This window comes from Micromonospora sp. WMMD736, assembly GCF_049179015.1.
Taxonomy (GTDB): domain Bacteria; phylum Actinomycetota; class Actinomycetes; order Mycobacteriales; family Micromonosporaceae; genus Micromonospora.
Genome location: NZ_JBMHMI010000001.1, coordinates 5038667 through 5050532, shown reverse-complemented (window position 1 = coordinate 5050532; position 11866 = coordinate 5038667). Strand labels below are relative to the sequence as shown.

The following is an 11866-nucleotide window of genomic DNA, read 5'->3' as shown; positions in this document are numbered from 1 at the left end:
GATCAGTTGCGTCAGGCGACGCCTGCGGCATGTGCGCCGATGTAGTCGTGGTCGAGGGCGGCGCGGGTCAGCCCCGGTGGCACGTCGAGGCCGGCGGCCAGCTCGAGTGCGCGGGGTGCGACCCGCTCGCACGCCTCGTTGAGCGCGTCGGGCAGGGCGCGCAGCAGCTCTGCCGGTACGGCACCGACGAAGTCGGCGGCGTCGCGGATGATCGTGCTCAACACGTGGATCGCCAGCAGGTCGGGGTCGGCCTCCTCGCCGAGAAGCTGCACCGTGTCCCGGAAGGCGACCGCCTCGGCGAACCGCTCGGCGAGCACCAGCTGCGCGTTGAACGTAGCGGGGGTTACCGATCCGTCGAGGCGTTCCAGCAGCTGCCGGTGCAGCTCCCGTTCCCGGGCGTACGCCAGCCGCAGCCAGGTCGCCGGGGCGTGCAGGTCGTCCCCGGCGACCGGTGGGGTGCTCTCCGGCACGTCGTATCCGGGGGCGCTGACCATGCCCCAGGCGGCCTCGATCAACAACATCTGGTTGTCCGCGGCGGCGGAGTTGTACGCCTGGGCCAGCCCTTGGTAGTCGACGAACCGGTTGATCGAGAAGAAGCCGAGTGCACCGGCCGACTGCCGGCAGAGCGCGATGGTGTGTTCGGCGAGCCGGGTGACGGTCACCTTGCGCAGCGACGTCACCCGCAGGGTTGCCAGATTGAGCTTGAGCGAGACGGTGCGCCGTACGGCGTCGGCGATGAGCTGCGCCACCCGGGCGCCGGCCAGCGCCGTGAGCAGGGTGTGCTGCTGGTTCACCATGCTGATGGCCGGCACCGGACGGTCGAAGGCACGGCTCACGAGCGTTCGCCGGTACGCGTGCGGCAGGGCGATGGCGACGGCGGCGCGGGTGACTGCGGCTTGCCCGATCACCACCGCGTCCCAGGCGAACCGGGTGAGCGTCAGGGTGATCCGACGGCGGATCTCCGGGCTGCCGACCGGATCGCTGAACCCACCGTCCGGCGCAATGCGCGCGACGTGCGGCAACCACGCCTCGAAGGGCAGCCGCACGTCGTCGAACGCCACGGCGGCGTAGTCCATCGGCAACAACGCGGTGGCGGGCTGGGCCTGGACGCCTACGCCCTCGCACGGTCCATCCTCGTCGCGGATGGGGACCGCGAACAGGAAGCTTCCGCACTCCCGGCCGTCGACGATCAGCTCGGCGGCGACGATCCCGAGTCGGGAAACACCGTCCGCGCCGACGCTTGGCGGGTACTTCACCGCCGCCCGACCCGGGGTCCGGAGGGTGAATCCGTGCCGGTCGGGATCATAGGTCGCCGTGGTGCCGACGCGAACGTTGCTGTTGCCGTGTCCGAGCTCGGTGAGCAGCACCGCACCGACGGCGTCCGCCTGCACCAACGCCGCGAGGTGTCCCGCGGCGTGTGCGGCGCCGAAGTCGAGGACCGCGCCGGTCGCCATGCAGTGGTGCAGCATCAGAACGTGGAACAACGAGGGATCGCGTATCGCGGCCCACTCGAGTAGGGGATGGAGGTACTCCGGCCGCTGTAGCAGCGGCTCACCGAGGTCGAGTGCCGCGGTGACGTACTTCAGCCGCCGATACGCCAGTAACGCCCGGTCGAGGCCGCTCTCGTCGCCGTCCGTCTGGAACAAGTCGGTGTCGAAGATTTCCGCCAACTGCCGGCGGACGTCAGCCCCCGAAGCCCGATTGCCAGAGACCGCGTTTGCAAAGTCCACTGTCAATTTAATTTCCCCGTTTGAACACAGCGACACGGCTGGCCCAACGCCCCGTTTTGCGTCTGCCAATACTACGCACTCCGATGGAGTGAGTCTTCCCCCCGTAACGGTGCAGTGCACCTCAACATCCACTTTGGAGCCGAGTCATCCAGCGACCAAACTCTATGAGGGACCCATGGCTCAAGCAAGAGAGATACCCGAAGCCGCCGCGTGAACAAAATCACGTGAGCGCCGCAAAATAGCCGCTGACCTGGGGATACAGCGCTCACTGACGGTCCCGGCGTGCTGCCGGAGCGCATCCGGGACCCGGGCCCTCGCCGCCGCACCCCAGCCCGTCCGCTCCGTCCGCGCCAACCCAGGGTCTCTTCGTGGATGCGGGAAACTGCACTCGACCCCTGAACCGTGCGGGTGCATTCCTCGCTGGATGAGTAGGGATTTGGAATTCGGTTATGATTCGTCCTGGTCAACTACGACCTGCCGCCGAAATACAATGGAAATCGAACCAGGCAGCCGGTAGGAAGCGCGACCGAACCAGGTGGCCGCAACGGATCCTTGCCCTTCGACGTGGTCAGGCCTTAGGTTGCATCGATGATCCTCAACGAGGAGCCTCGACGTGGCCCTGTCCTGGACCTGAGCCACGGCGGTCCGCGGCCCGAGGATCTTGACGGCCTCACCTACCTGCGTGGACTTTCGAGGCGCGGGTTCCTCACGAGCGCCGCGTTGGCGGCCTCGGGGCTGTCGGCCGCCTTCGGCCTGTTGCCCGGATCCGCTCAGGCTGGTGGCAGTTATCAGCGGCCGTGCGGAAGCGTGCGGATCTCAAGCTCCTGGCAGGATCACCGGAACCGGACGCCTCCCTCGGGGGAGCCGGGTACCGACTACGCGGTCGGAATCGGCACCCCCGTCATGGCCGCGGCGAACGGCACGATCCGTTTCGTGAAGACCGACACCTCGACCGCGACCGGACGCGTCGTGGGGATGGCCCACGACGACGGCAACTACAGCCGGCACCTGCACCTGTCGACGGTCACGGTCGCCACCGGTCAACGGGTATCGCGGGGTCAGACCATCGCGTACACCGGCGCTTCGGCGAACGGCAGTGACTCCGGCGTCGGACCGCACGTGCACACGAGCCTCTGGCTGAACACCGGCAGCCCGACGAACTTCCGCGCGACAGTGGACTTCGAGAGCTACGTCGGGGACCTCACCTCCCCGAACCCGCCCGACCAGGAGGTAGACGAAGTGTTCATCGCGAACGTGAAGGGCAACTGGTACCTGGTGGTTCCGCAGGGCACCAGCAAGCCACGTGCGGTGGTCCTCGGCGGCGACAGCAACGCCGCCGCTTCCGGCCTCCCCGTCCTGAACTTCAGTTGGGACCCGTCGATCAATGCGCTCAGGGCCGCGGTCGACGGCATCGGCTGATTCCGCCGCCCGAAGTGGTGGCCACACCGGAGACACTCAAGTTCAACCCGGACACCGGTGGCATCGAGGCGTTCACCGCTCCCGGGCGCAGCCGTGCCGCACGGCCTGTCGAGCCTCCCCCGATGCCTACGAGGGCGAGGACCGGGCTGCCCGGCGGCGCTCGGTGAGCCGGCGCGCCTTCACCACGTTGCCGCAGTCGGCCATGCGGCACCAGCGACGGGAACCGTTGCGGCTCTGATCGAGGAACAGCCAGCCACAGCCACCTTCGCGCACCGGGCAGCGGTGCACCCGGGTCAGTTCGGCGGTCAGCACAATGTCGAAGACGGCCTCGGCGATCCGGTCCGGCACCAACATGGCGGGCACCGTGCCGTAGGCCAGCCGCACCCGCGACGAGTCGAGCACCAATCTCGCGCGAGCGGCCGCTCCCGACCAACGCTCGTGCAGTCCGACCAGCGCGGCACGGGCCGCGACAGGGTCACCCGCCGCGTCACCGTCCGCGTCGGTGACGACCGCGAGCAGCACGAGGTGGAGCGCTTCACGAATGTCCCGTACGGCGGCGAGCCCCGCGTGCGCCGCCGCCGGCTCGTCGCGCCACGCCCGGTCGACCTGGTCGACCTCCGCGTCGCGGATGATCCCCACCCGGAGCGACCAGCTCAGCAGGGCGGAGCTGTCGGTCAGAAAGTCGTGGGGTGGCGAGTTGCCGCCTCGCTCGAGAGTGTTGACCAGGTCGAGCGCCGGGTGCCCGCCGACCAGCGGCAGCTCGGACACGTCGAGGGGCATATCGACGACGCTACCACTTATGCCACTGAAGACGGTAGCGCCGATGCAGCGACTGTTGATAGTAGAGCGCATCCATGGACTTCACGCTACCGTCTAAACGTGCTTAGGTGGAATCACACTCCGGCCCGATCGGTATCGCCGAAGGGTCGACCCTCCATTCAGGATTGGGAGGTAGCCGATGGCGCACCCTCGACGCGCGGTCCATGCCCTCGTCGCCTTGTCCGCCGCCACGTTCTGTTACGTCACCACCGAGGTGCTGCCGATCGGGTTGCTCACGCTGATCGCGCCGGACCTGGGCCGTTCCAGGTCCGAGGCCGGCCTGCTGGTGACCGGGTACGCCGTCGTGGTCATGATCGTGGCCCTCCCGTTGACCCGGGTCACCCGGCGAGTGCCACGGCGTCCACTACTCGTCGGCACCATGGGTCTCTTCGCCGCCGCGACGACGGTGTCCGCGCTCGCCGACTCCTACGAGGTGCTGCTCGCCGCACGACTGGTGTCCGCCACCACCAACGGCGTCTTCTGGGCAGTGGTGTTTCCCGTAGCGATCTCGATGTTCCCCGCGAGCGTCCGAGGCCGCGTGGTGGCTCGACTCTCGATCGGTAACGCGCTCGGACCGGTCCTTGGCGTACCGCTGGGCACCTGGTTGGGCGGGGAGTTCGGGTGGCGCAGCGCCTTCGCCGCGATGGCCGTCCTCGGCCTCGCCAGCTGCCTGGCGATAGCCCTGCTCCTGCCGGGCGGAGCACCGCGACAGAGCGCGGGAGACGTCGGGCCGATGCCGGATCGACAGCGCTTCGTCGTGCTCCTCGTCGCCACCGTTCTCGCGGTCACGGGCGCGATGGGCGCATTCACGTACATGACCGTCTTCCTCCTCGACGTGAGCGGGTTCGCCACGGCGTCGCTCGGCATGCTGCTCTTCGTGCAGGGCTCGTTCGGTGTCGTCGGCACCTGGGCGGTCGGCCGAGTCCTGGACCGGTTTCCGCTCGGTGTCGTACTGAGCCTGCTGGGGCTCCTCACCGCCGCGATGCTCGGCCTCTGGGGGATCGGCACGAGCAAGCTGGCGGCGATCCCGTTGCTCGCCGTGGCGGGGATGTCCTTCAGCTCGCTGATAGCGGGGATCCAGCACCGCATCATGCAGGTCGCCCCGTCGACCACCGACATGGCGTCGGCCAGCCTCAGCGTCGCGTTCAACGTCGGCCTCGCGGCCGGCTCGCTCATCGGGGCGGGCCTGCTCGCGACGGCTGGGGTACGCGTGGTCCCGTTGTTCGGTGCGCTGCTGACCGCCGCGGCGTTGGCGATGCTCGCCGGCCACGAGATGTCCCGCCGAAGACGAACGGACGGAGCGGCCCGCCGTGCTGCCGAGCCGCAACCGATCGGACGATCCGCAACTCACGCTTGAGTACGCGCGAAGCGGGCCGCCGTACGGGAGCGGTTGCTGAATCGTCACTGCGACGCTGGGCGCTCCGGGGCGTACCCCCCCCCCAATGGTGCTGGCCCGGCGCGGAGGTGGTCCTCCGCGCCGGGCCAGTGAGTTCGGTTGGGGTCAGGCGGCCACGCAGCTGGCCGTCGCGCCCGGGCCGGTGCCGGTGCCCTGGAAGCCGAAGTTGGTCGACTGGCCGGCGCCCACGCGTCCGTTGTAGCCCACGTTGGTGTACCGGACGGTGCCGCTGCTGCCGCTGGCCTGCGCGTTCCAGACACCGGTCACCGCAGCGCCGCTGGGCAGCGTGATGGTCACGGTCCAGCCGTTGATGTCCGCGGAACCGGCGGTGACCGTCACGCTCGCCGTGAAGCCACCGGACCACTGGTTGAGCGCCACCGACGCGGAGCAGCCGTTACCGGTCGGCGGCGGCGTGGTGGGCGGCGGCGTGGTGGGCGGCGGGGTGGTGGGCGGCGGGGTCGTCGGCGGCGGCGTGGTCGGCGGAGGAGTCGTCGGCGGGGCCGTCGTGGGTGGGTTGGGCACGCCGTTGGCCAGGCTGTAGGCCAGGTCGGGCTGGAACGAACCGGCGGTGAACCGGCAACCGTCCGCCTCACCCGGAGGCTTCACCCAGAGGTACGCGTCGATGTTGCTGTCGCCGGTGTTCGTCGTCGGGTACATCCCGATGCGCCGGTCGGTGTTGTCGTCGCCGCACCAGTCTCCGCTGGCCCCACCGTTGCGGCTGGTGTCGATCACCTGGCGCTTGCCCGAGATGCCCATGCCGTTGAGGGAGGAGATGACCGCCCGACCGAAGTTGGCCTCGCTGGAGGTCGAGTTGTAGTTCGACACGTTGCTGAAGAATCCGTCGGCGTACTGCACACCGGCTGCCCGCAGCCGGTTGGCGGTCTCACCCGCGCTGTTCCAGGTGGAGTGGCCGGCGTCGAGGTAGACCTTGGCGTTGGGATTGGCCGACTTGATGGTCCGGGTGGCCGTCGAGATCGCCTGGTTACGGGCGTTGATCTCGTTGCTGTTCAGGCACGTCAGCAGGGCGAGCGAGTCGGTCTCCAGGATGATGATCACGGTCTGGTTGCCCAGTCCCCGGGAGAAGTTGGACACCCAGCTCTGGTACTGGTTGAGGTCCGGCGCACCACCGGCGCTGGCGCCACCGCAGTCCCGGTTGGTGATCTGGTAGACCGCGATCACCGGGATCTGCTGCGCGGCGTTGGCGGCGCCGACGTACGCGGCGGCCTCGGACTGCGCGGTCGAGATGTTGAAGTTGGCGAACCAGCGGGCCTGCGGCTGGCTCGCGATCTTGTCGCGGATGACGGCGGCGCGCGAGTCGCCGGGGTTGGCGGCGACCCAGCGTACGACCGCCGAAGTCGGGTCGCGGTAGAGCGGCCCGGAGATCGTGCCGGCGGACGCGCTGCCGACGGCGAGGCAGACGCCGGCTGCGGTGGCGGCCGCGACCGCAGCCACGCCGAGTGCCGTGGATCTGCGTCGCCGGAGGGAGAGGATAGCCACGTCGTGTTTCCTCCTGATCACATTGATGTATCTAAGTTCATGGGAGCGTTCCCATGAAGGTAGCGGAGGCGCGCGCCGCTGCCAAGGTGCGCGAAACTTTCCGGTGCCCGCACACCCGACCCCGCGTCGACGCTTCTATAGGTGGGCCGGTTCCGGGAGGCTGGCATCGGTAGGGTTCGACGTCGGTGATCGACGAGTGACTCATGCAAGATCTGGCCGCCGTCAGAGGGTGTGCCGTGGAGTGCGACTTGTCCTCGTGGGTTACCGGCGTCGGCCCGGCCCACCTTGCTGGCCTGATCAGAAGCCTGTCCGCGACTGGTATCGCGTGACTCATCACAGATATGCCGCCGGGTGATCGTCTCCCGGGCCGACGCCGTCCGAACGTCGTCCCGTGCAAGGGAGAAGCGTCCGTGTCTTGCATCCTGACAGATCGCCTGGCCGACCGTGTCGACGCGGTTATCGGTGTGGATACCCATACCGATACGCACACCGCTGTGGTCAGCACCCCGGTCGGGACCGTGTTGGCCGAGATCACCGTGCCGGCCACCGCCGACGGTGCCGCTGTTCTGCTGGCCTGGGCCCGGCAGCAGACGAGCGTGCTGGGAACGGGCCGGCGGGCCTGGGCCCTGGACGGTGCCCGCTGTCACGGTGTCGGCCTGCTACGGGTCCTGCGTGCCGCGGGTGAAGATGTCCTGGAAGCACCCAAACCCGCGACCGGCCGCCGCCGGCGAGGCGGCAAGTCCGACGCGCTGGACGCCGTGCACGCCGCTCGTGCCGTGCTGGCCGCCGATCACGTCGCCGTGCCCCGCATCGACGGCGACCGGGAATCCCTGCGCCTGCTGCACGTCTGCCGCCGCCACTACAGCGACACCCGTACCGCCACCATCAACCTGTTCAAATCGGTGATCCTCACCGCCGACGACGACCTACGCACCCAACTACGTGGCCTGAGCACCCTGCGGCAGGTCCAGCACGCCACCACCCTCACCAACGACAACAGCGGCGACCACCTACGCCGCAGTCAACTAGCAGCCCTCGCCGAGCAGATCCTGACCCTCGACCGGCTCCTGAAAGCCAACCTCACCGAGATCCGCACCCTGGTCGACAAACTCTGCCCGACCCTGCTCGACCAACCCGGCATCGGCCCCGTCACCGCCGCGATCACCCTGACCGCCTGGTCACACCCCGGCCGGTTCCGCAGCGAAGCCGCATTCGCCTCACTCGCCGGCGTCAGCCCCGTCCCCGCCAGCTCCGGCCGCACCGTCCGCCACCGCCTCAACCGAGGCGGCGACCGCACCCTCAACGCCGCCCTGCACACCATCGCCAAAGCCCGACAACGCTGCCACCAACCCACCAAGGACTACGTCAACCGCCGCACCACCCAAGGCCACACCCCAGCCGAGATCACCCGCAGCCTCAAACGCTACATAGCCCGCCAAATCTGGCGCATCCTCGAAGCCACCGCTTGACAGCAACCCTCACAGATCTTGCACTTCCTGTCGCCACAAAAGAGGCGAAGAAGGCAAAGCGGCGACATTTCGTGCAAGATCGACGCCGGAAGGTGAAGGGCCGGCCCCCTAGGGTCGGCGGCGGCACCCTATGAGCAGGCGGGCCACCATGGCCTGTGCGTCGGCACGTTCGTACCCGGGGCCGAGGATGCACAGGTTCCCCACGGCGCGCATGAGGGTGTGCGCGGTCACCGTCGGGTCGATGTCGCCCTCCGCCACGCCTGCGTCGATCAGCGAAGCACACGCGGGGACGAGCCGCTCGAGCATCAGGGCGTGCAGGGTGAGCAGGCTCGGGTCCTCGGATTGCAGGGCAACCCCCAGACCGTGCTTCGTCACCAGAAACTCCACGAAAGAGCCGATCCACCGCGTCAGCGACTCTACGGCGGGAATGGGTTCGTCCCGCAGCGTGGCGGCGAGCGCGACGCACTCGTCGATCTGGTGACGGTAGACCCCGACCACCAACTCGGCCCGACTCGGGAAGTGGCGGTAGACCGTGCCGAGGCCGACGCCCGCACGCCCGGCGATGTCCCGGATGGGCGCCTGCACTCCCTGCTCCACGAAGACGGCCGCGGCGGCGGCGAGGAGTGCTTCGCGGGTACGCCGTGCACCTGCCTGACGTGCGCCGAGCTGGTCGGTCACAGCCCCTCCTTGTTGACGGAACATTGTTCCGCTACTGTTGACGGAACACGGTTCCGCCAAATTATGGCAGACCCGTCCCCGACTTCAAGGAAGCAGCGCGCCATGAACGGACAGCAGGCCACCCAGCGGATCATCGCGATCAAGCCGATCCTCGTGCCGACCGAGGGACGCGGTATCGACCTACCGGTCAAGGTCACCGCGCCGGCATCCGGGCGAGACCTCCCGGTGATCGTGTTCTCGCACGGCAACGCCTGGTCGATGGACGGCTACGAACCGCTCGTCGACCGGTGGGCGGCAGCCGGATTCGTCGTCGTCCAGCCGACCCACCTCGACTCCCGGCGCAACGGCATCGGGTTCGACGACCCACGGTTCGGCACCATCTGGCGCGTACGGATCGCGGATCTGCACGCGATCCTCGACAACCTCGGAGAACTTCTCGACCAGGCAGGCCTGCGCGGCCGCGCCGACGAGGCACGGGTGGCCGCCGTCGGGCACTCCTGGGGCGGCCAGACGGTCGGCACCCTGCTGGGCGCTCGCGTGCTCGACGCCGACGGCACGCCGGGCGAGGACTTCTCCCACCGCGCGGTCACGGCCGGGGTCCTCATCGCGGCGACCGGCACCGGCGACACCCTCACCCCGTTCGCGGCCGAGCACCTGCCGTTCATGCGACCCGACTACTCCACCATGACCACGCAGGCCCTGGTCGTCACCGGCGGCGAGGACCGGTCGGCGATGTCCACCCGCGGGCCGGACTGGTTCACCGACGCCTACCACCTCAGCCCCGCGCCCAAGAGCATGCTCACCATCACCGAAGGCCACCACACCCTCGGCGGCATCGCCGGCGAGAGCGTCGCCGAGACCACCGACGAGGACCCGGCGCGGGTGGCGCTCGTCGCCGACGCCGTCTCCGCGTACCTCCTGAAGGTTCTCGGGCTCGACGGCACCGCGTGGGGGGACCTCGACGGACGCGCCGCGACCAGCGGCGGCGCCTTCGCCATCGAGCAGAAGTAGACGCCGGACCGGACGTCGGTCGACGGCACACGTACCCCCACTACGGCCGTAGCGCCCGCGCGGCGGGGGTCCAGGTCGACTCGTTGCGGACTTCGGCCACCGTGATCCCCTTGGCGATCTTCTCCAGCTCGGCCAGGGACAGGTGACCGCCGAGACCATCGGAGCTGACCTGGAGGACGAACGTCCCGTCGGCACTCCAGATGTTGCAGAAGCCGCCGCCGGCGTTCCCGCCGCTGCGGTCGGACCCCTTGTGACACCTGGTGGCACCGGGCTCGGGCGACTGGTTCGAGCTGGCGTTCGGGGTGACGAAGATGTGGAACCCGTCCGCGATGCCGTCCCCGGTCGAGTCGTAGGGCGCCGTCAGACCCGAGGTGGGCGCGGATGGCTTGGTGTACGTCGCGCCGCCGTAGTCACCAGCGCGGGCCGCCGCGATGCCGCTGAGGCCGGGCATGGCGTGCGTGCCGATCTGCAGCGGTGCGTAGCCGGCCGGCACATAGCCCACCGTGAACGGCACCAGGGCCGGCTTCGGCGTGCTGGGCTTCAGTCCTTCGACGAGGCCGCCCAGGTCCTCGAAGCTCGGCGTCGCCGGGTCGGTGGAGATCGACCTGACGGCGGCCCAGGCGTTGTCGGCGTACTCCCAGGCGACCAGCTTGTTGCGCGGGTTCAGCTCCCTCTCTGGGTCGAGGCCGATCGGCAGCGTCGCCCGGATGACCCTACGGCCGTCCACCGTGATGTGGCTGCCGCCCTTGATTCGGGCCGGGTCGAAGGCACCCGGCCGGTAGACGGTCAGGTAGGCCCACAGGTTCGGCTTGTCGTCGGTTGCCACCTTCTTCTGCTGCTCGACGCTGAGGCCCGCGTCCGGGGGCGAGGCATCCTCCTCGCTCACCGGCCGGTCGTTCGTGTCGTGATCGTCGGAGTAGACGGAGGCGATCTGGTAGGCGGTGGACACCACGATCGGGTCCTGCACGTGCAACCGACCGGCGTCGTACCCGGTGAAGGTGAAGGTGAACGGCGCGGGGTCGGACCAGACGGCCGGACCGGGCCTGGACGCCGTCGCGCCGGCCGGAGCCGGCGTGGTGTTCTTTTCGGTGCTCAGGGCGGGCAGGACGAGCACACCGGCCACCGCGACCGCGACCAGACCCGCCGCGCCGGCCGACGCGAACCCCGCGCGGCGACGCCGCTCCGCCCGCCGCCCCAACAGGACGATGTCGTCGACGGTACGTGTCATCGGCGGCTCGTCGCCGGTCACCGTGTCCACGAGGTCACGCAACTGCATTGGTCCACTCCTCCATCGGGTTCCCGGTGAGATTGACGCGCTCGCCGGCGAGGGACTCGCGCAGCTTCGCCAGGCCCCGCGAGGCCTGGCTCTTGGCCGCGCCGACCGTGCAGTCGAGGACGCCGGCCGTCTCCTCCAGGCTGAGACCCAGGTAGTGCCGGAGCACGACCGCGGCCCGCTGCCGGGCCGGCACCGCGTCGAGCGCCACCCGCAGGCGCATTCGCTCGTCGGTCGCGACGGCCGGGTCCCGCACCACCACGTCCGGCATGGCATCACCGGTCGGTCGCTCACGCCGCCACGGCCGACGGGTCTCGTCGATCGCGGCCCGGTAGACCATGGTCTTGACGTACAGGTCGGGCCGGTCCAGCTTGCGCCAGCGCGGGTAGAGCTTGACCAGCGCGTTGGCGACGGCGTCCTCTGCCGTGTGCCAGTCGCCGCAGGTCACGTACGCCAGCTTGCGCAGGGACGCCATCTCTGACGTCACAAACTCGCGGAATGCCTGCTCGTCTTCGGCTTTCACGTCGACCGCCTCCTCGTGACGGAGGTAGAACGGAGCCGCCGTACCGGGAAG

10 protein-coding genes are annotated in these 11866 nt (G+C 69.4%); 4 read left to right on the top strand and 6 right to left on the bottom strand.

The annotated features are described in order from the left end of the window. Positions 1 to 11: 11 nt before the first annotated feature. Complete coding sequence (locus ACN269_RS22850; RefSeq protein ID WP_421474336.1) at positions 12 to 1670, bottom strand: hypothetical protein; 1659 nt, start codon at positions 1668 to 1670, stop codon at positions 12 to 14. Between the two features lie 648 nt (positions 1671 to 2318). Between ACN269_RS22850 and ACN269_RS22845 the strand changes: the two genes are divergently transcribed. Then, complete coding sequence (locus ACN269_RS22845; protein WP_421474335.1) at positions 2319 to 3149, top strand: M23 family metallopeptidase; 831 nt, start codon at positions 2319 to 2321, stop codon at positions 3147 to 3149. 126 nt (positions 3150 to 3275) lie between these two features. Here ACN269_RS22845 and ACN269_RS22840 read toward each other — a convergent pair whose 3' ends face one another. Further along, positions 3276 to 3929 (bottom strand): CGNR zinc finger domain-containing protein, encoded by a 654-nt coding sequence (locus ACN269_RS22840; RefSeq protein WP_421474334.1) that lies wholly within the window; start codon positions 3927 to 3929, stop codon positions 3276 to 3278. A 178-nt stretch (positions 3930 to 4107) separates the two neighbouring features. Between ACN269_RS22840 and ACN269_RS22835 the strand changes: the two genes are divergently transcribed. Next, on the top strand, positions 4108 to 5325 hold the full coding sequence (locus ACN269_RS22835) for an MFS transporter (protein WP_421474333.1): 1218 nt from the start codon (positions 4108 to 4110) through the stop codon (positions 5323 to 5325). 144 nt (positions 5326 to 5469) lie between these two features. On the opposite strand, the gene ACN269_RS22830 is transcribed toward ACN269_RS22835, so the two are convergent. After that, a complete protein-coding gene (locus tag ACN269_RS22830; protein ID WP_421474332.1) occupies positions 5470 to 6861 on the bottom strand; it encodes a glycoside hydrolase family 6 protein in 1392 nt (463 codons plus the stop codon). Between the two features lie 494 nt (positions 6862 to 7355). Between ACN269_RS22830 and ACN269_RS22825 the strand changes: the two genes are divergently transcribed. Then, positions 7356 to 8330 (top strand): IS110 family transposase, encoded by a 975-nt coding sequence (locus ACN269_RS22825; protein ID WP_421472077.1) that lies wholly within the window; start codon positions 7356 to 7358, stop codon positions 8328 to 8330. Positions 8331 to 8438: 108 nt separating this feature from the next. Here the strand turns inward: ACN269_RS22825 and ACN269_RS22820 are convergent, their stop codons facing one another. Continuing rightward, complete coding sequence (locus tag ACN269_RS22820; RefSeq protein ID WP_421474331.1) at positions 8439 to 9032, bottom strand: TetR/AcrR family transcriptional regulator; 594 nt, start codon at positions 9030 to 9032, stop codon at positions 8439 to 8441. A gap of 78 nt (positions 9033 to 9110) precedes the next feature. Here ACN269_RS22820 and ACN269_RS22815 point away from each other — a divergent pair, with 78 nt between their 5' ends. Then, positions 9111 to 10019, top strand: a complete 909-nt coding sequence (locus ACN269_RS22815) for an alpha/beta hydrolase family protein (RefSeq protein WP_421474330.1) — start codon at positions 9111 to 9113, stop codon at positions 10017 to 10019. A gap of 40 nt (positions 10020 to 10059) precedes the next feature. On the opposite strand, the gene ACN269_RS22810 is transcribed toward ACN269_RS22815, so the two are convergent. Both ACN269_RS22810 and ACN269_RS22805 read right to left on the bottom strand, forming a co-directional pair. After that, on the bottom strand, positions 10060 to 11295 hold the full coding sequence (locus tag ACN269_RS22810; protein WP_421474329.1) for a hypothetical protein: 1236 nt from the start codon (positions 11293 to 11295) through the stop codon (positions 10060 to 10062). Next, entirely contained in the window at positions 11282 to 11815 is a 534-nt protein-coding gene (locus tag ACN269_RS22805; RefSeq protein WP_421474328.1) for a SigE family RNA polymerase sigma factor, read from the bottom strand. The genes ACN269_RS22810 and ACN269_RS22805 overlap by 14 nt, the downstream gene beginning before the upstream one ends. Positions 11816 to 11866 lie beyond the last annotated feature (51 nt).